Consider the following 17,692-nt stretch of genomic DNA (forward strand, 5'->3'; position numbering starts at 1 on the left):
GGCGCCGGGGCTTTTGACGCAACCCCAGGTGAGCCAGGTCGGCGCTCACCACGGGTGACGGAATGCCCAGGGCTTGGGCGATGGCCGCCCGGCGGTGTCCCTCTCGAAACATCCGGGCGACCTCGGAGCGGCGGTGGGCAAGGTCTCGGCTCAATCCTGGCTTCTCAGTGCTGCCCGGCTCCATCCTTTTTGGAAGAGCAGAGCGTCCACGAGGACAACTGCGAGTAGAACAACCACTTTGGAAGCTGAGATTTCCGTTTGCGCCCCTGAGAACAAGACCAACCAGATTCCGAGCAGGAACAACACGCTGAGCAGCCCAGCCAAAGCATTGAGAACGACGACCGTGGAGATTCCCTTGCGTCGTCGGCGCAGTCCGTCCCACACCAGTCGGAAACGGTGCCCGGCCCAGATCGGCGCAAACGCGGTTACGTAGGCAAACGCGCCAAGGAACAAAACAGCAAGGATGGGGTTCGCGATGTCCATCAGCGCATGTCCCCTAAACTCACGCCACAAGCGCCCACCCCGCACGCACTTGCGTTCTCGGCACTACCCCACGCTGCGTTCTCGGCACCACCCCACGCTTCAATCCGCGCCATCGGCACCACCCGGGTCTTCTTACCCTTCCCCACCAGGAACACCCGATCACCTTCGCGCACGTCCACGTCGGCGTCTTGGACCACCGCGAGGACGCGCTGGCGGCGATCAGACAAGTCGCGCACGTAGATCTCCACCGCACGCCGGCCGCTGAGGCCCTTTTGAACCGCGGTTCCGGCGACCCCACCGATGACGCCACCGGCCACGCGGGCAGCATTGCGGTAGTCCCGGCTCTTGACTTGATTAGCAGCCCCATAACCAACGGCCGCCCCAATAGCAGAACCAGCGTTGAGCCGCTGGTCGGACTTCAGTTGAACCGTGCGAACCATCAGGACCTCGCCCAGTCGGGCGTCCTGGACCGACAGGGCTTCGGACGAACCATAGCGGCGAGCGGAGGTGGAATCGGCGGCAAAGGCAGCTGGAGCAGACGACGCCAATGCAAGGGCCAGGACGATGGGTTTCAAGGTGCACCTCCATTTCGTGAGTAGGTTCACCTATGCATAGATCGATTCTGGAAATGCGCAAGGGGGTTCAGACCACCATCACGTGATTCCGCCGCCGGGTCTTCTCACGCGCTTTCGTGCGGGCCTTCGTGCCGTTAGGTTTTTCAAGCTCCTGCTGGTTGGCTGCCACGAGCTGCCGCTCCTGCTCAACCTTCGGGAGCGGCTCGCGAACCAACTCGGGCACCTTCAGGAACTCCACCACCCGCTCGGCCGCCGCCGCGGCTCGGAAGAGCTCCCTGGGATCGTCCCGGAGGATCTGGATCCAGGACTTCACGTAAGCCGCGTGCTGGGTTGGATCGTGGCCAATGCCCAGGCGTTCGCCCATCAACATGGACGACACCTCCGCGACCAGTTCTTCCTTGGCGTAGTCGATGCTCCCAAAAGCCCCCTTCTGATCGCGGTTGAGGCGGGTGGGAAAGCCGGTCCAGTGGCCCAGTTCGTGCAACGCGGTGGCGTAGTAACCGCTGGCCGAGTGAAAGGTGTTGCGCTGGGGCAAATGGATGCTGTCCGTCATCGGCCGGTAGAACGCCTGGTTGCCCCCGTCGTGGTGGATCTCGGCTCCGCTGTCATTGAGCACCGCTTCGCAGGCCTGATGGACATCGGGCTCTGGCCGCGGGGCTGGCAAGACCAGTGCCGGCAACCCATCGATCTGCATCGCGTTGAACACCCGGGGAAAGAAGACCTTGGGGTAGGCCTTGGCGATGAGATCGGGGTCCCCGCTCTTCTTGGCCTCTTCGACCGGCGACCAATCCCAATACTCAATCACGCTGGCCTTCTCACCTTTGCGCACCTGAGCGCCCACGGCCGCGGCTTGCTTGTAAGTCATCCACCGGTTGTCCTGGGTGTCCCAGGCGCTCTGCAGGGCCCACAGGTGGAGAAGGTTTCCGCCCCGGTAGCTCTTGCCCGTCGTGGGGTTCATCGGCAACCCGAGGTCCACGCGGGCGTCCCAGGGTTTGAGGAAGGGACCGGTGCCCTCCTCCATTTGGCGGATCAGGCGTTCGACGACGTCGCGGGAGTGGCACTGAAGGAAGCTTTCGTTGGGGGTGGCATCGGACACGGACAGGCTCTCCTGGAAGGCAAGGAAAGGCGCCTGTCGGCAACGCCAAGGGGGTTGGAAATTTCAATCGTGAATGGTGACGGCGCGTCCCTGCTCCAATAGGTTCTCCAGCAACGCCAAGGCCCGGTCGATGGTCAAACCGGTGCCGGGGTCTGTGTCGCCCTCCTGGAGCTGCACACGGACTCCATCCGGCGTTCGTTGCACGGTGAAACGGGGGGAGGCCGCCAGGGCGTCCTGGCGGTCCATGCTGTCGTCCACAAAAGCATCGGAAGGGGTCATGGTTTCAGCATGCGACAGGATGGGGATTTGGCAAGCCCCCGCCACGACCGCACCTGCTGACAGGGCGCCTCTAGGGCTGGATGAGAAATGGGACCACTGCTTCCGCCTGCGGCTGACGGCATTGAGCCCCAACCTCTCTACAAGCCAGCCAACCGCAAAATGGTTGTTGTGGAACTGGCTCACACGGGCGTTTCCAAATCCGCCATGTCCCGCAGCGGCTTGATCCCAGCAATTCGAATCTCGGCCACTCGAGGCTTCTTGCCCCCATGGGAGATTTGGTAGATGCCGGCCTCGGGAAACTTCTCGCGAACGCGCTTCCAGAAGTCCTCCGCGTTGACAGGCTTCTTGCCCAACTCTTCCAACACGTATTGGCGGTAGTCGGCGTAAATGGCAGTCTTGTCGGTGCAAACACCGCTGTCGTAGGAAGCGTCGCGGTCCGCCATGTAGGCCATGGTCGTGTCCGATTCCATTCGGTTTTGCTCGGCCAGCGCCAGCACGGCGTCGGGCAGCTTTTCGGAAAACCCGCCACGCTCCATGAGGCGCAGCGCCCCTTCCAGCACCCAGTCCAGCACCTGGGCCATTTCCTCCTCGCTTTCGGTGATCTGCAGGTGGAAGTCAGGCTCACGCTTCTTTCCATTTCCACCCTTCGCTCCCTCATGGGTCTTCTCACCCATGCGAACATTGAAGGGGATGGCCAGGACCTTTCGCCAGAACCCGTGCTCATGTCCGGAAACCGTGAACCAGGCGTTGACGCTGGCGAACAGTGTGCCGATCGGGAGGGTGGTGTATGCGTCCTTGCGCTTGGCCTCGACTTGGATCGGGTCACGGGAAATGAGCGCTTTCAGGACCTCCTGGATAGACGCAGCAAGGACCTTTGGCGTCTCCGTGACGATGTAGGCACTCTTGCCCACCAGTGGGGCCATGGCAAAAGTCCCGTCCAGCTTCTCCAGACGCAGCGACACGTTGCGGGGATGAAGGGCGCGCAGGATGTGGAGGAACGTGGATTTGCCATTGCTGCCCGACCCGACCAGGAAGAAGGCCTTCTCAAAGCAGATCGACATCAACGAGCTGGCCACCGCCTCCTGAAGGAGTGCACGCACCTCCAGGTCGGGCTGAAAGAGATCCAGATATTGACCGAACTTCGAACTGGGATCCAGCGGCTTGGGAGTGTAGTAGCCATCGCCGTCAACTTGGTCCATCCGCAGCGTGGCAGGGACCTGGTAAGTGATTCCATGCCCCTTGGTGGCCGCGAGGACCCGAATGCGCGTCCTAGACGGCGTCTCGTCGTTTTGAAACAGGAGTGCTTGGCGCGGGCCCAAACTCTGTCCATAGGTCGGGGAGAAAACGTCCTGATCAACGACCTCTTCTCCAACCGCCGCTGCGCGAGCACAACGCGGTTCGTCAGGCTTGACGATCTCCAGGTAGCCCCCCTTGAGGGGAACGATGGCCCTGCGATCAGACTTTTTGGGCAACCAGCATTTCCGATCCCCCATCAACTCAAGCACCGCCGTGTTCATGCAACTGGTTGCATGACCTGCGTTCGCCTTGTCCTTGCGCTCCAATCGCAGCCAGGAAAGCGCCTTGGCCGCCATGTCCTTCCCCGAGCAACGGTCCCAGTAGCCTTGCTCTGGAAGCCAACGGAAGAAGCTGCAGTCGTCGTCGCCATCCGGCATCTTGCCTCCGATCGCATACTCCTCCGTCGCTTTCAAGTAGTCGGCAAAGTCGGCCTCGAATGCTTGATCGCTCAAGGTTGCCTTGGGCGCTGGTGCTCCAAAAGCCGCCTTGGGGGCCGCATTCCCGCGGAAGGAAAGGACATTGCTGGGGCGCCCATTGACACCCGAAGTTGGTGTTGTATCGTTCATGTGTGTGTTGTCCGTTTTCTTGAACCCCGGTTGGCGCCGGGGTTTTTTGTTGATTACGCGGCCTGCTGGACGCGACTCATCCATTCCACCAGCGCTTGACGCATGGCTTCCGATGAAGTCTTGCCCTGGGCATCAGCCGCCGCTTGAAGCCGCCGCTTGAACGCTCGACTCACCCGCGCCTTCAGCATTTCGTCTCGCGGTTGCGTCGCCTTCTTCGATGTGGGGGAGTTCGTCATTGCTCGTTTCCTGGGTGATGTGGTCCCGTTGTGGCCACAACCCCATCCAAACAGAGCTCACGAACTTGTCCAGATCGACTTCTTGACTAAAACCAATATCCGTTGCCTCAACAGCATTTTTTGCATAAACGAGAGGCAATTCACGCTTTTCAGCCAAGGTGTAACAGGTGCTTGTTACACCCCTTGTTACGGCTGAAACCCTTACCAGACAAGGGTTGTCACGGGTGTAACAGGTGTAACAAGTAGATCCATTGATTTGAAAAAAGTGATTGGCCCTGACGCCAAAATCTCTGATGCAGCTGCAAGTAATACCTACCCACCCGTTACACCCGTTACATGCGCCTTCGCCTCTGCAAAGCCATTGAATCCATTGGACAAACTGCCGTAACAAGCACTTGTGACGGGTGTAACGGGTGCTTGTTACGTCTCCGAGAAGATCACTCTTCGCCGGCGTCACTCGCGGATGGCAAAGAACTTTCCGCACACCCGCACGCAGCTGCCGGTCGCTTCGCGCCGGCTTCTAAAATCTAAAAGCCCGCTTGGAAGTGAATAACTCCGCCTTCGGCGCGATAGCGACAGGCCCGGGTGGGCACCACCGGCGTTAACCGTCACTGGCACCCGGCAAGGGTTGAGCCCTGGGCGAACCGCACGGCAGCTTTGACTGGGACACTGCCCCTATCCGCAACCATTTGCTTGCTACAAATCGTCCCGCACGAGTTCGAATGGGCAATCCTCGCGACACTCCGACACAAACACCGGCACCAACAGGTGACGCTGAGCGATGATGTCTTTGCATTCCACGTGAACGGCTCCGATGGGGCGCTTCCAGACCAACTGATTGATCAACAGCTGGAGAGCGGTCATTGCAGCGCAGAGCGGATCCCTGTCGTTGGCCGACACCACCAGGTCCATCAACGCGTCCGGATCGTTGGATTGGCTCCAAAGAAGGGCATGGACACGGGCCAGAAGCAGCGTTCCAGCACCGCAAGTGAAATCGTTGAACAGCGGTTCCTGACGCCCATCGCCCAAACCCCTGGGAAGAAACCTCATCGCGCCCTGAGCAAGGGCCCACGGGGTGAAGTCCTGGCAATCCCTTTTCTTCTGACCCGATCCCGCCAGCTCGTTGAACACCCACCCGAGGATGCACTCAAACGGCTCAGCGCTTCCGATGGCGGCGATGTAGGCGTCGGCCACCTCTGCCCCCCAATCCCCGTCTTCAAGATCCACGTCGCTGAGCAGGCCCACGTCCATCCAAGGCAACACCGATACCCCCACCCCGTTCTTGCGCTTTTCCAGCTGCTTGTGAACGGCCGCCCTAAGACCGTATGCCACGAATTTGGACATGCGTTCGCGAGGCGAGAGGGCAGGAATACAGTTGACGGCCTTCACCAGCCGCTTGTAAGCCTGCGCCTTCTTTTGAAGTTCGCGTTCCTCCCATGCCTTCGCAACATTGATTGCGCCATCGCACCCCTCAACCCTGCCTTCCATATCGCTCATCCACTGAAGGATATGGAGGGCTGCTTTGGTCTGGTTACTCATCGTTCGCACTCCCCTGGTTCGCAGTGGCCACCTGCGCCACCCGCTGGAGGGCAAAGAACTTCCCGCGCAGCACACCGCTTGCGTGCGCTTGCTGAAGGTGACCGGCGGCGCGCTTGCCGTAAGCCACCACCAACGATCCCGAAGGCGCCGCACTGCCGGTGGATCCGTCGGGACGCACAAACTTCAGCCTCCCACGGGTGAACAGGATCGCCGTCGCGCTGGGGTGGGAAAGCACGCAGTCGTGCATCCATCCCGTCTCCATGTTGACCGGCACCAGGGCGATACCGCCGCCGGGGTGGTTGGCCAGCTTGCTCAGCCATTTCTCCATGCCCTTGCCGTAGGGCGGGTTCATCCAGACGAATGCCTGCTTGGGCCACGGCGTGAGCAGGCCGTCCTGGCTCGGCGGGAACATTCGGCGGGCCGTGGGTGCCGGCAGCCGCAACGGGTCTTCGGGCGTGCAAGGATCGAGGTCAAAGCCGCGCTTGCCCCCCAGCGCCTTGACGATGGCAGGCGGGGTATACCAATCGACGCTCGTGTGGGCCTTGTCGCTTGCCTTGTAGCAAACGGAGGTGAGCCGGGTGGGTTTCTGAGCCAGAAGGCGCTTGGAGCGGGTTGCTGCGTTGAACGGCAGAACGTTGGACTTGGGCTGCATGAGGATTCTCCAGGCAATGCTCCGCCAGCACGGCTGCGTTGCCGCGTTGAAGGAATGGGTTTTGGGAGTTGGGCTTGAACTATCCCGAGAGGCGCTGCTGACTGCGGGTTACCACCAAGAGTCGTAGAACACGTTCCAACCGTCGTTGATCAGTGCGCGGGCCTGCGCAATGAAGTCCAGATCTTCTTCAGCTCGATCGGGATCCGATTCACCGAAGAAGAAGCCTTGGGTATAAGGCAAATCATCGTTCAGGACAGCCCGTTTCAACGCATCAAGATCGTCCAATCCAAGGAATACGGGAACTTGGTTGAAGTCGAAGGGATCAACCTGCCCCGTCCTAGCACTGTGCAACTTGCACATCCAACCGTGAAGGTTCGGATGCTTTCGCCAGTAGAAAAATAGTTCTTGAGTGCGATCTCGCACATCAGTGCGGGTCTTGACCGCATACATATCGAGGCCCATCGGCTTGCTCCATCGCCCCGACCACCGAGGCGTTGGAGTAATCATCCGAACTGAGAGCTTCCATCGATACGGATATTGGAGGCCTCCAATATCCGTTAGCGGCCGTTACATTCGCCCATTGCGCTTGTCGGGCATCTTTGGAGGCGCCGGCTGCAGGCGTTCGTCCAGCGCTTGTTCGATCACCCTAGCTCGCGAGGCGTCGAGCTGCTGAGCCAGGTATCGCAGACGGCTGGCCTGGGCTTGGGCTGCGTTGTTGAATGCGTCCACCCACTGGCGCTTTACGTCAGGGTTTTGCCAAGGCTGGGCGAATGCCTCGGCCAGCGTGCAGACCCGAATCCCAAGCCCGATCTGCGCGCCCAATGCTTGGAGCCGGCGAATTAGCGCATCGGTGATCGGTTGGTCAGTCAGTGGCTCCAGGAAGAGCTGCTTAGCCTTGGGCCCTTTGGCCACCAGAAAAGGCAGTTCTGCAGTTAGGAGGGTGTCGATCGCAACGCCCCGTTCGCTCAACGGCTTCCAAAGGCCCTTAGCCTTGAGCTCGGCTGCCCAGGCCATCAACGGGACAAGGGTGGTCGAGCGCTTGCGAGTTCCCTTCACCGTGAACAGCGTCCCCGTTGGGGAGTGTTCCTTCAAGAGGTGTTGCAACTGGGCCGTGCTGATCGCCAACACCCCAGCGGCCTCATTGAAGCTCAGCTCCACGTCCACCGTGGGGCGCAACTTCGCTAGGCGCAGATGGTCTGCAACCTTCTTCTCCATCTGGCCCACGGTTTCGGAGCCAGAGAGTTTGCCGAGAAAGCGGTCGATGGCTCGTCGGTGGGCATCGGCGGCAGTGAGGGCCATTAGTTCGGCTCGCTCCCCTTACGGCCGACCTTTGAAGAGCGCGCGGCAGCATTGCTGCTGCGCCGCCCGACCTTGCGCGCCGGCAGGGTGCGCAGCGCCTCCAGGTCGATTCCGTAATCTATGACACCCAAAGCTGGCGTTCCTCCTGCACCGTTGAGCTTCTCACTCACCGTAAAGGGCCTGCTGTAAGTCGCGTGGTGTTCGTCGTCCAATTCGTGGCCGACGATTTGGGCTCGCATCTCAGAGGCCACACCGCTGCCCTGCATCTCCTGAATCACGGTCTTTCGGAGACTATGGAAACCACGCTTCGCTTTCGGCCACCCACCACTGTGCTTTTGGAGGTAGTAGCTGAACGCCTTCGATATCCAGTTCCCCGCACCATTCTTCGCCTTACTGTCAGCCTGCGGAAACAATCGCCAGTCCCCGCTCTCCCTTCGTTCGGCGACGTAGTCCAAGAAACCGAGCTTGATCAGGTCGGGATGCAACGGGACGACCCGATTGGAAACATCGGTCTTCAACCGCTGATCCTCCCCCTCATCGGTAAACCGTATGCACGGGATCCCCTCCTCCTCCTTGACGTCGAGGGTGAACAGCTGCCCCACCTCACCCGCCCGGGCTCCCGTATACAGGCCCAACAAAGCCGCCCAGCGCGCTCCCGTTGAAAGCTGCCTGAAGCTATCGGGTGCGAAGAGTTGATGGACCTGCTCCAAGGTAAAGGCCTGGAAGCCAAATTTTCTACGCTTGCGCTTCTCGGCCATCGAAACGCTGACGTGACCTGCGGCGACATTGTCTCCCTTGAGCACATAGCCTGAAGCCATTGCCCAAGTGAAGAATCCTCTCTTTCCTGCGAGGTAGCTCTGGCGATTGTTGAGCGTAGAACGCGTTAACCCGCGCTTGGCCAAATGGTCGTAGAAGCGGGCCATCTCAGGCCGCGTGATGGTATGCAGCTCGCGCTCGGCGCCCAAGAACTCGATCAGCTCTGTCACGGGAAGCAGTTTGATGCCGACCGTTTTGACCTCAATGTCCTCGGCGGCGACTTTGTCCTGCCAGATTCGCTTCGCATCGATCAGGCTGATCGTCTCAGCTGGCAGGGGCTGCGCCGCCACTGATTCCAACAGTTTTGGCCCATCCGCCGCCGGTACTGCCCCCGCATCACGGAAGTGGAACTTGCCGATTTCTTCCAGCGCCTCCATTGCTCGAGCATGGTCGGCCGCATCCGTGGTCCGGAGACGGAAGCCCGGCAAGTCAATTTCATAACGCCGGGAGCCGTTCTCCGCGACGCTGCGCAGAACATCCTCAACCGTGAGTCCCTTCTTGGTCATGCACCCATCCCTGATGGCATCGAATGCTTGAGCATAACGCTGTGCGATGGCCAAGGCAGCCACCCTTGCGCTATGCAGGTGGATGCCTAGGGGATGCTTGACGAAAGGTTTGCCGACGATGCCGCGCATGTCAGTCGGAACGCGCATGCGAAACTGGTAACGACCAGTGGAAGAGCGAGTGAGATAGCTTGGTAATCGCATCGGAGTTGTGCCCCGATTTGTGCCCCAAGCCGCCCTTCATGACCCTAAAAAATGTCGTTTAAAAACAAACACTTACTAAGGGTTGGCGGAGAGAGTGGGATTCGAACCCACGGAAGGTTTAACCCTTCGCCGGTTTTCAAGACCGGTGCCTTAAACCGCTCGGCCATCTCTCCAATCGGGTCCCGGTCGCCCGGGCAGCGCCGTATTCTCGCACGTGAAGGGCATTTGCCCAAGACCACCTTGCCCCTGCCCTTCGCATCCGGCACGGTGGGGGCCTTCACCGCACTCGGAGCCGCCATGGCCCATCTCGATCTGGCCAACCTGCGCACCTGCTTGCTGGACGACACCCAGCTGGCCGCTGTGGCCCTGCACCGCACCTTCGCCGGGCACCTGCCGGTCAGCAGCGGGCACGTGGTGGTCTGCGATCCGCTGGTGCAGGCCGAGGCGCCTGCGCTGGCCGACTACACCGCCCCGCTGGGCCGGCATCCGGTCGAGATCATCGTGCACAGCGGCCGCCCGGCGTTGGCCGTGGTCTGGTTCAAGCCACGCGAAGCTCTCACCGCGACCGCCCTGCACTGGCAGATGGCGCGCTGGACCACGCAGGATCTAACCGGCCTGGATGAGGACAGCTTCATCGGCTACCCGGTCGACGCCGGCATCGGTTGCTTCATGGACACCGACACCCAGCAGGCGCTGCTGGCCCTCATCGAACAGGCCGATGGCGACGAAGAGAGTGAATGGTCGGATGCACTGATCGACCACGATGGCCTGGATGAAGGCGCCGAGTACCGCCCCTGGGGCGAGGACTCGCCGCACGGCCTGGTGGTGTTCACCAGCGGCTGGGGCGACGGTGTCTATCCCAGCTACTGGGCGCTGGATACGTCCGGCATTCCGGTCGCCCTGGTCACCGATTTCCTGTGCATCCAGGGCGGCGATGGGCGCGACGAGCGCGAGATTGCCGACCAGGCCTATCGCGACAACCTGCCAGCTGCGGAAGCCGAGGCGCTGGCGCGGCTGGTGGCTGCAGTAGAACGAGACGACGCGGAGGCATTGCAAACCCTGTTGGAGGATGCGCCGCAGCGCGCCAACCTGATCGAACCGGGCTGTGGCGGCACCGCCCTGTACGAGGCGATCCGCCTGGATCGTCCGCAGGCATTGCGGGTGCTGTTGCAGGGCGGCGCATTGCCGGCAATGCCCGAACGCCTGCACATGAGCAAGGTGACCAGCTATCTGGACTATGCGCGATTCCTGAAGAAGCCGCGCAGCGCGGAGCTGATGGCGGTGCTGGAAGCGCCCGTCGTTGCAGCCGGACCGCCACCGGCCGCACCGCGACGCCGTAGTTTCTGGGACCGGCTGTTCGGCCGGAACTGATCGGCGCCGGAATACAGCAACGCCGGGCATGGCCCGGCGCTACCTACCCGCCTTCTCAGCCGGCATCCACCGCCAGCGCACCCAGTGCACTGGCCTTGATCCGCTCCTTGGCCTTTTCACAGGCGCCACCGCAATCCAGGCGCGAGGCCTCCAGCTGCGGCGGCAGGTGCTCGGCCAGGAAGTCGATGAACACGCGCACCGCCGGCAGCAGGCCGCGGCGCGAGGCGAACACGGCGTGGCACACGCCCTGCGGCAGCGACCAGTCCGGCAGTACCACTTCCAGCTCGCCATTACGCACGGCGTCGGCGCACACGGTTTCCGGCAGCATGGTGATGCCGAAACCGTCCTTCACCATGCTCTGCAGCAACGGGAAGTCGAAGCCGGCCACGCGCGGCTGCAGGTCGACCCGGCGCACTTCGCCTTCCGGGCCATGCAGTTCCCAGCGCTGGCGGGCTTCGTCTTCGCTGATGCTGAGGGTCACGTGCTGGGTCAGCTCTTCCGGGTCCTTGGGGCGGCCGGCGCGGTCGAGGTACTTCGGGCTGGCCACCAGCAGTTCCTGCACCTGGCCGAAGCTGCGCATCACCAGGCTGCCGTCGTCGTCCAGGCGCGAACGCACGCGCAGGGCCACGTCGTAGCCTTCGTTGATGATGTCCACGCGGCGGTTGCTGATGTTCAGCTGCAGCCGCACCTTGGGATACTGCTCAAGGAACTTGGGCAGCAGCTTGGGCAGCTGCATCTGCGCCAGTGACACCGGCACGCTGGCGCGCACCACGCCGCGCGGTTCCGCGCTGAGGCGGTCCACTACTTCGCGTGCGGCCTGCGCTTCGGCCAGCATCGTCTGCGCATGCCGGTGCACGCTGGTGCCGACGTCGGTGACCGCGAAACGGCGCGTGGAGCGCTGCAGCAGGCGCACGCCCAGGTCGGTTTCCAGCTGGCTGATGCGGCGGCTCAGTCGCGACTTGGGAATACCCAGCGCCCGCTCGGCGGCGGCAAATCCGCCGTGGTCGACCACCATCGCGAAGTAGTACAGGTCATTCAGGTCATGCATGCCCAAGTTCCATATCTAGAACAATACGTGGCATTCAATCACCTTTATTCCGCCTTTGCAACAACCTATCGTTCTCTCCGTCGGCGGGGCCACCCCGCCCCTTCCTCCCAGAACATAGGTGACTGCCATGAAGCTTCTGCATCTCGACGCCAGCGTGCTTGGCGACAACTCCGTCTCGCGCCAGCTGTCGGCCGCCGTGGTCGCCCGCCTCGCCAGCCAGATCGACGGCCTGCAGGTCGATTATCGCGATCTTGACGCCAATCCGGTACCGCACCTGCGCAGCAGCTCGCTGGCCAAGACCGACGCCGCTGAAGCGACCGATGCTGAACAGGTGATGCAGCAGTTCCTGGAGGCCGACATCGTGGTGATCGGCGCGCCGATGTACAACTTCAGCATCCCGTCCACGCTGAAGGCCTGGATCGACCGCGTGGCCGTGGCCGGCCGCACCTTCAAGTACACCGAGAACGGCCCGGTGGGCCTGGCCGGTGGCAAGCGGGTGATCATTGCCAGCAGCCGCGGCGGCATCTACACCGACTCGCCGGCCGACTTCCAGGAGCCGTTCCTGCGTCAGGTGTTCGCCTTCATGGGCATCAACGAAGTCGAGTTCGTGCGCGCCGAGGGCATCGCCTACTCGCCGCAGCACCGTGAAGACGCCATCGCCGGTGCGCTGGCGGCGCTGCCGTCGCACGAAGCGGCCGAAGCCGTCGCGGCGTAACGCGTTCCAACGTTCGGCGCCCCTCTCTCCTCGTCTGGGCGCTGAACGCGGGCCGGGATCCCCTCCCCCTCCCGGCCCACCCTGGCGGCCCCGCTGTGCGGGGCCGTTTTCTTTTGCGGCGCGCTAGGCTGGGGGCATGAACTACATCGTGACGGCTGCGCACCGCAGCGAATTTCCGCACCCGATCATCCTGCGCCGCGGCCAGGCGCTGGTGGTGGGCGAACGTTATGAAGGCCCGGAGGGCTGGGACGACTGGTTCCTCTGCGAGGCCGAGGGACAGCAGCCCGGATTCGTGCCGACGCCGGTGATCGGCGGCGATGCGCAGGGTGGCGCGTTTGCCACGCAGGATTACTGCGCGCGCGAACTGGATGTGGACCCCGGGCAGACGCTGCGCGGGATGCGCACGCTCAATGGCTGGGCATGGTGCGTGCCGGAGAACGGTGAACCGGGATGGGTGCCGCTGGAGAAGCTGAGGGCCATAAAGGAGAGCCGAGCATAGGCTCGGCTCTACACAGATCTGTAGCGCCCGAGCCCATGCTCGGGCGGCGGCGCGCAGCGCCGGCTATCAGCCAATGGTTTCCAGGCCACCCATGTACGGGCGCAGGGCCTCCGGCACGGTGATGCTGCCGTCGGCGCTCTGGTAGTTCTCCATCACCGCGATCATCGCGCGGCCAACGGCCACGCCCGAGCCGTTCAGCGTGTGCGCCAGCTCCGGCTTGCCGGTGGCCGGGTTGCGCCAGCGCGCCTGCATGCGGCGGGCCTGGAAGTCACCACAGTTCGAGCACGAGGAAATCTCGCGGTAGGTTTCCTGCGACGGCAGCCAGACTTCCAAGTCGTAGGTCTTCACCGCCGAGAAGCCCATGTCGCCGGTGCACAGCAGCACCTTGCGGTACGGCAGGCCCAGCTTTTCCAGCACCACTTCGGCGCAGCGGGTCATGCGCTGGTGTTCGGCGTCGCTGTCTTCCGGGCGGCTGATCGAGACCAGCTCGACCTTCTCGAACTGATGCTGGCGGATCATGCCGCGCACGTCGCGGCCACCGCTGCCGGCCTCGGCACGGAAGCACATCGAGTGGGCGGTCATGCGCAGCGGCAGGCGCTCGGCGTCGACGATCTCATCGCGCACGATGTTGGTCAGCGGCACTTCCGAGGTCGGGATCAGGTAACGCGTGGAGTCGCCCACGGCGGTCTTGAACAGGTCGTCCTCGAACTTCGGCAGCTGGCTGGTGCCGCGCAGCGAGTCGGCGTTGACCAGCAGCGGCACGTTGGTCTCCTCGTAGCCGTGCTCGCCGGTGTGCAGGTCGACCATGAACTGGGCCAGGGCGCGGTGCAGGCGCGCGATCGGGCCACGCAGCACGGTGAAGCGCGAACCGGACAGCTTGGCCGCGGTCTCGCCGTCCAGCCAGCCGTTGCGGGCGCCCAGTTCGACGTGGTCGAGCACCTTGAAATCGAACTGGCGCGGGGTACCCCAGCGCGCCTGCTCGACGTTGTCGTTCTCGTCGGCACCGGCCGGCACGTCGTCGGCCGGCAGGTTCGGAATGCCCATCGAGATCGCTTCGATCTTCTCGCGCAGTTCGTCCAGCGCCACTTCCGAGGCCTTCAGCTCGTCGGCGAAGGCAGCGACCTCGGCCATGATGGCCGAGACGTCCTCGCCCTTGGCCTTGGCCTGGCCGATGGCCTTGGAACGGCTGTTGCGCAGGCTCTGCAGCTCCTGGGTCCGCACCTGGATGCGCTTGCGATCCGCCTCCAGGGACTCCAGGGCAGACACGTCGAGCTCGAAGCCGCGGCTGGTGCGCAGGCGTTCGGCGAGGTCGGCGGGCTGGTGGCGGAGCAGGGCTGGATCAAGCATGGCAGGTGTCGTGGTGGGTATCAGGGATGGGATTATCGCTTGTTATACGGATTTCTGCCGCCCGGTTCATTCCTGGCGTGGCAGAATCGGGCTATTCCGTACTGGTCCGGTCCATGTCTGCACCCCGCTCGTCGTCCGCCAAGTCGTTCACTGTGCATATCCCGCGCAACGCCCTGAAGATCGCCGGCATCGCCTTCGGCGTGGGCGTGCTGTTGTTCGTGCTGGTCTGGTTGACCGGCCGCGACAAGGAGTTCTTCCGTGCCGATCCGGCCGCGCAGACCCCGCAGGAGACCGCGCAGGTGGAACCGCTGCCGGAACCGCTGGCCGCCGCCGCAGGCTCCAGCGACATGCCCGATGCCAAGCCGGCCCCGGTAGAGGACGACGCCCCGAAGCTGGTCGAAACCGCCCCGCCGCCGCCGGCGCCCACCGCTGAACCGGCCCCGGCCACGCCGAGCCCTGCGCCAGCCGCCACCGGCAACAGCCAGCCGATGCCGATTGCCGGCCAGTCGCCGCCGCCGGCCTACCCGGCCGCGGCCCTGCGCGCGGGCGAGACCGGCAGCGTGGTGGTGCGCGTGGACGTGGATGCCACCGGCTACCCGAACAATGCCACGGTGATCCAGCGCAGCGGCTCACGCGAGCTCGACCGTGCCGCCACCGACGCCGTGCGCCGCTGGCGTTTCACCCCGGCGCAGAGCAACGGCCAAGCCGTACCGGGCAGCATTGAAGTGCCGTTCGACTTCAAGACCCAGTAACTGAACGTTTCCCGGCAGGCAACCTGAACCCTGCCGGTGACGTTGACGCAACGCTGACACTTCCCGCCACTGGCCCGCGCAACACTCTCCCCGTCGTCCATTGACGGAAGGAGTTTGCGATGACCGCCACCACCCACGAAGACCTTCATTCGCCGCAGCTGCAGCAAGACGCCAGCGAACAGCACAAGCCCACGTCGCCCTGGATGTGGATCGCGCTGATCGTGGCGATGTTTGCCGCCGCGCTGCTCTGGCTGCGTCACTCGAATCAGGAAGACGTGGCGCCGGCACCGGTCGGCGAGCGCATGCTTCCCGCCCCCGAGCAGGCGCCGGTGGCCGACGCGCAGGAGCCGGCGGCCCGCCAGGCCGCACCGGTCGGCAACCAGCGCAAAGCCGCCCCTGCGGTACGCAATCGCGAGGCGCGCCCGCTGGCAGGCAACATCAAGCCGACCTACCCCGCCGCCGCGCTGCGTAATGGCGTACAGGGCAGCGTGATCGCCAGCCTGAATGTCGATAGCCGCGGCCAGGTGACTAATGCCGCGATTGTTTCGCGCAGCGGCGAACGCAGCCGTGACCTGGATCGCGCGGTGCTGAGCGCCGTGCAGAACTGGAAGTTCCAGCCGGCGATGCATGAAGGCCGTGCAGTGGCCAGTGTGGTGCGGGTCCCGGTGGATTTCCGTACCGAACAGCGTTGATCGCGGACGAGGGGTTCGTGATGTTTAGACGGAGGCTTCGGCCTCCGTCCTTTTATCTGGAGGCGTGCCAACCAAGGTTGGCACCTACCGGGCGATGTGAGCGTGCCAACCAAGGTTGGCACCTACCGGGCGATGTGAGCGTGCCAACCAGGGTTGGCACCTGCCGGGCGATGTGAGCGTGCCAACCAAGGTTGGCACCTACCGGGCGATGTGAGCGCGCCAACCAGGGTCGGCACCTACCGGGTGATGTGAGCGTGCCAACCAAGGTTGGCACCTACCGGGCGATGTGAGCGTGCCAACCAGGGCTGGCACCTACCGGGTGATGTGAGCGTGCCAACCAAGGTTGGCACCTACCGGAAAACGCGATCCGCCGATCAGGCCAGGTTGAAGCCGGCGCTGCGCGCCAGGCCATCGAAGTCCGGGAAGGACGTGGCGACGTTGGCGATGTCGTTGATGCGCACTTCGCCGTCGCTGATCTGGCCGGCAATGGCGAATGCCATGGCGATGCGATGGTCGCCGTGGCTTTCGATGGTGCCACTCCCCAGCCGAGCCCCGCCATGCAGGGTGGCGCCATCCTCGGTCTCGTCCACCTGCATGCCCAGCGCGCGCAGGCCAGTGGCCATCGCCGCAAGACGATCGGATTCCTTCACCCGCAGTTCGGCAGCACCGCTCACCACGGTCTGGCCTTCGGCGGCGGCGGCGGCCACGAACAGCGCCGGGAACTCGTCGATCATGTCCGGCACCAGTGCTTCGGGAATACGCGCGCCCTTCAGCGGAGCGTAGCGCACCACCAGATCGGCCACCGGCTCACCGCCCTGCTCGGCCGGATTCTCTTCGGTGATATCCGCCCCCATCAGGCGCAGCGCGTGCAGCAGGCCGGTGCGACGCGGGTTCAGGCCGACCTGCTTCAGGCGCAGCTCGGAGCCGGGAATGATGCTGGCGGCGACCAGGTAGAACGCCGCCGAGGAAAAATCGGCCGGCACCACGATGTCCGTGGCGCGCAGGCGCTGGCCGCCCCGCAGGCGCGCCTTGCCCGGCGAGAACTCGATGTCCACGCCGAACGCGGACAGCATGCGTTCGGTGTAGTCGCGGGTCGGGTGGGGTTCCACCACGCGGGTTTCGCCCTGCGCGTACAGGCCGGCCAGCAGCACGGCCGACTTGATCTGTGCGCTGGCCACCGGCGAGGCGAAGTCGATGCCATGCAGCGTCTGGCCGCCATGCACGTGCAGCGGCGGCGTGCCGTCGTCCTGGGTATCGATCCTTGCGCCCATCTGCGACAGCGGGCCGGTGACACGGCGCATCGGGCGGCCGGACAGCGACTCATCGCCGATCAGCGTGCAGTCGAACGCCTGGCCCGCCAGCAGGCCGGCCAGCAGGCGCATGCCGGTGCCGGCATTGCCGCAGTCCAGCGGTGCCTCCGGTGCTTTCAGGCCGTCGATACCCACACCATGCACGATGCGCTGCGATGGGCTGGGGGTTTCGATGCGCACACCCAGCTGGCTGAAGATGCGCGCGGTGGCGCGGGTGTCCTCGCCTTCCAGGAAGCCTTCGATATGCGAAGTGCCATCGGCCAGCGCGGCGAACATCACCGAGCGGTGCGAGACCGACTTGTCGCCGGGAATGGTCAGGCTGCCCTGCAGCGGCTGGCCCTTGCGGGCGATCCAGTGTTGCGCGTTGCTCATCGTTCGATCGTTCCGTAAACGCCGGCAGCGCCGGCGATGCAT

General features: G+C 63.7%; 19 protein-coding genes and 1 tRNA gene. 5 read left to right on the forward strand and 15 right to left on the reverse strand.

Translation table 11 applies throughout. From position 1 onward, the window contains the following. Positions 1-150: 150 nt before the first annotated feature. The 12 genes from AC5P98_RS12285 to AC5P98_RS12340 form a co-directional block, all read right to left on the reverse strand. Positions 151-483 carry a hypothetical protein gene (locus AC5P98_RS12285; protein ID WP_049396692.1) on the reverse strand — a complete coding sequence of 111 codons (333 nt, stop codon included), beginning with the start codon at positions 481-483 and terminating at the stop codon, positions 151-153. After that, positions 483-1,058, reverse strand: coding sequence for a glycine zipper 2TM domain-containing protein (locus tag AC5P98_RS12290; protein WP_231347405.1), 576 nt, complete (start codon positions 1,056-1,058; stop codon positions 483-485). The genes AC5P98_RS12285 and AC5P98_RS12290 overlap by 1 nt, the downstream gene beginning before the upstream one ends. A 67-nt stretch (positions 1,059-1,125) precedes the next feature. Continuing rightward, positions 1,126-2,154 carry an ArdC family protein gene (locus AC5P98_RS12295; RefSeq protein WP_049396698.1) on the reverse strand — a complete coding sequence of 343 codons (1,029 nt, stop codon included), beginning with the start codon at positions 2,152-2,154 and terminating at the stop codon, positions 1,126-1,128. A gap of 63 nt (positions 2,155-2,217) precedes the next feature. Beyond that, entirely contained in the window at positions 2,218-2,616 is a 399-nt protein-coding gene (locus AC5P98_RS12300; RefSeq protein ID WP_049396700.1) for a hypothetical protein, read from the reverse strand. After that, entirely contained in the window at positions 2,613-4,295 is a 1,683-nt protein-coding gene (locus AC5P98_RS12305; protein ID WP_152905463.1) for a DNA primase family protein, read from the reverse strand. The genes AC5P98_RS12300 and AC5P98_RS12305 overlap by 4 nt, the downstream gene beginning before the upstream one ends. Positions 4,296-4,427: 132 nt before the next feature. Then, positions 4,428-4,688 (reverse strand): hypothetical protein, encoded by a 261-nt coding sequence (locus AC5P98_RS12310; protein ID WP_146256924.1) that lies wholly within the window; start codon positions 4,686-4,688, stop codon positions 4,428-4,430. 539 nt (positions 4,689-5,227) lie between these two features. Then, positions 5,228-6,070: a hypothetical protein gene (locus tag AC5P98_RS12315; RefSeq protein ID WP_049396706.1), complete on the reverse strand. Its 843-nt coding sequence runs from the start codon at positions 6,068-6,070 to the stop codon at positions 5,228-5,230. Further along, a complete protein-coding gene (locus tag AC5P98_RS12320) occupies positions 6,063-6,722 on the reverse strand; it encodes a DNA N-6-adenine-methyltransferase (protein ID WP_049396708.1) in 660 nt (219 codons plus the stop codon). Before AC5P98_RS12320 ends, AC5P98_RS12315 begins: the two co-directional genes overlap by 8 nt. Before the next feature lie 108 nt (positions 6,723-6,830). Next, positions 6,831-7,184, reverse strand: coding sequence for a hypothetical protein (locus AC5P98_RS12325; protein ID WP_049396710.1), 354 nt, complete (start codon positions 7,182-7,184; stop codon positions 6,831-6,833). A gap of 105 nt (positions 7,185-7,289) precedes the next feature. Next, positions 7,290-8,021 (reverse strand): hypothetical protein, encoded by a 732-nt coding sequence (locus tag AC5P98_RS12330; RefSeq protein WP_049396713.1) that lies wholly within the window; start codon positions 8,019-8,021, stop codon positions 7,290-7,292. Further along, positions 8,021-9,544: a site-specific integrase gene (locus tag AC5P98_RS12335; RefSeq protein ID WP_049396716.1), complete on the reverse strand. Its 1,524-nt coding sequence runs from the start codon at positions 9,542-9,544 to the stop codon at positions 8,021-8,023. The genes AC5P98_RS12330 and AC5P98_RS12335 overlap by 1 nt, the downstream gene beginning before the upstream one ends. 83 nt (positions 9,545-9,627) lie before the next feature. Next, positions 9,628-9,717: transfer RNA gene (locus AC5P98_RS12340), tRNA-Ser, on the reverse strand. Positions 9,718-9,841: 124 nt separating this feature from the next. Between AC5P98_RS12340 and AC5P98_RS12345 the strand changes: the two genes are divergently transcribed. Next, the gene (locus AC5P98_RS12345) at positions 9,842-10,915 is read left to right on the forward strand and encodes a DUF4241 domain-containing protein (protein ID WP_099476139.1); all 1,074 of its coding nucleotides are present in this window, start codon (positions 9,842-9,844) and stop codon (positions 10,913-10,915) included. Positions 10,916-10,970: 55 nt separating this feature from the next. Here the strand turns inward: AC5P98_RS12345 and AC5P98_RS12350 are convergent, their stop codons facing one another. Next, entirely contained in the window at positions 10,971-11,963 is a 993-nt protein-coding gene (locus AC5P98_RS12350; RefSeq protein ID WP_005410175.1) for a LysR family transcriptional regulator, read from the reverse strand. Between the two features lie 127 nt (positions 11,964-12,090). On the opposite strand from AC5P98_RS12350, the gene AC5P98_RS12355 reads away from it, so the two are divergent. Together AC5P98_RS12355 and AC5P98_RS12360 are read left to right on the forward strand one after the other, a co-directional pair. Continuing rightward, complete coding sequence (locus AC5P98_RS12355; protein WP_014647610.1) at positions 12,091-12,678, forward strand: FMN-dependent NADH-azoreductase; 588 nt, start codon at positions 12,091-12,093, stop codon at positions 12,676-12,678. 136 nt (positions 12,679-12,814) lie between these two features. Next, complete coding sequence (locus tag AC5P98_RS12360) at positions 12,815-13,177, forward strand: SH3 domain-containing protein (RefSeq protein ID WP_049404486.1); 363 nt, start codon at positions 12,815-12,817, stop codon at positions 13,175-13,177. Positions 13,178-13,243: 66 nt separating this feature from the next. Here the strand turns inward: AC5P98_RS12360 and serS are convergent, their stop codons facing one another. Beyond that, positions 13,244-14,524 carry a serine--tRNA ligase gene (gene serS / locus AC5P98_RS12365; RefSeq protein WP_049404488.1) on the reverse strand — a complete coding sequence of 427 codons (1,281 nt, stop codon included), beginning with the start codon at positions 14,522-14,524 and terminating at the stop codon, positions 13,244-13,246. Positions 14,525-14,637: 113 nt separating this feature from the next. On the opposite strand from serS, the gene AC5P98_RS12370 reads away from it, so the two are divergent. Continuing rightward, positions 14,638-15,276, forward strand: a complete 639-nt coding sequence (locus AC5P98_RS12370) for an energy transducer TonB (protein ID WP_049404494.1) — start codon at positions 14,638-14,640, stop codon at positions 15,274-15,276. 119 nt (positions 15,277-15,395) lie between these two features. Next, positions 15,396-15,968: an energy transducer TonB gene (locus AC5P98_RS12375; protein WP_046431429.1), complete on the forward strand. Its 573-nt coding sequence runs from the start codon at positions 15,396-15,398 to the stop codon at positions 15,966-15,968. Positions 15,969-16,342: 374 nt separating this feature from the next. Here the strand turns inward: AC5P98_RS12375 and aroA are convergent, their stop codons facing one another. After that, positions 16,343-17,650 (reverse strand): 3-phosphoshikimate 1-carboxyvinyltransferase, encoded by a 1,308-nt coding sequence (aroA, locus tag AC5P98_RS12380; protein ID WP_032961653.1) that lies wholly within the window; start codon positions 17,648-17,650, stop codon positions 16,343-16,345. Positions 17,651-17,692: the final 42 nt, after the last annotated feature.

The organism is Stenotrophomonas sp. YJH_SMC_135, from assembly GCF_059372355.1.

What these genes read in the sequence shown, in the direction of transcription:
- AC5P98_RS12315 (WP_049396706.1), bottom strand. Translation starts at nt 6,070, where the DNA reads ATGAGTAACCAGACCAAAGCAGCCCTCCATATCCTTCAGTGGATGAGC.
- aroA (WP_032961653.1), bottom strand. Translation starts at nt 17,650, where the DNA reads ATGAGCAACGCGCAACACTGGATCGCCCGCAAGGGCCAGCCGCTGCAG.
- AC5P98_RS12330 (WP_049396713.1), bottom strand. Translation starts at nt 8,021, where the DNA reads ATGGCCCTCACTGCCGCCGATGCCCACCGACGAGCCATCGACCGCTTT.
- AC5P98_RS12370 (WP_049404494.1), top strand. Translation starts at nt 14,638, where the DNA reads ATGTCTGCACCCCGCTCGTCGTCCGCCAAGTCGTTCACTGTGCATATC.
- AC5P98_RS12305 (WP_152905463.1), bottom strand. Translation starts at nt 4,295, where the DNA reads ATGAACGATACAACACCAACTTCGGGTGTCAATGGGCGCCCCAGCAAT.
- AC5P98_RS12285 (WP_049396692.1), bottom strand. Translation starts at nt 483, where the DNA reads ATGGACATCGCGAACCCCATCCTTGCTGTTTTGTTCCTTGGCGCGTTT.
- serS (WP_049404488.1), bottom strand. Translation starts at nt 14,524, where the DNA reads ATGCTTGATCCAGCCCTGCTCCGCCACCAGCCCGCCGACCTCGCCGAA.
- AC5P98_RS12335 (WP_049396716.1), bottom strand. Translation starts at nt 9,544, where the DNA reads ATGCGATTACCAAGCTATCTCACTCGCTCTTCCACTGGTCGTTACCAG.
- AC5P98_RS12320 (WP_049396708.1), bottom strand. Translation starts at nt 6,722, where the DNA reads ATGCAGCCCAAGTCCAACGTTCTGCCGTTCAACGCAGCAACCCGCTCC.
- AC5P98_RS12325 (WP_049396710.1), bottom strand. Translation starts at nt 7,184, where the DNA reads ATGGGCCTCGATATGTATGCGGTCAAGACCCGCACTGATGTGCGAGAT.
- AC5P98_RS12345 (WP_099476139.1), top strand. Translation starts at nt 9,842, where the DNA reads ATGGCCCATCTCGATCTGGCCAACCTGCGCACCTGCTTGCTGGACGAC.
- AC5P98_RS12375 (WP_046431429.1), top strand. Translation starts at nt 15,396, where the DNA reads ATGACCGCCACCACCCACGAAGACCTTCATTCGCCGCAGCTGCAGCAA.
- AC5P98_RS12355 (WP_014647610.1), top strand. Translation starts at nt 12,091, where the DNA reads ATGAAGCTTCTGCATCTCGACGCCAGCGTGCTTGGCGACAACTCCGTC.
- AC5P98_RS12360 (WP_049404486.1), top strand. Translation starts at nt 12,815, where the DNA reads ATGAACTACATCGTGACGGCTGCGCACCGCAGCGAATTTCCGCACCCG.
- AC5P98_RS12350 (WP_005410175.1), bottom strand. Translation starts at nt 11,963, where the DNA reads ATGCATGACCTGAATGACCTGTACTACTTCGCGATGGTGGTCGACCAC.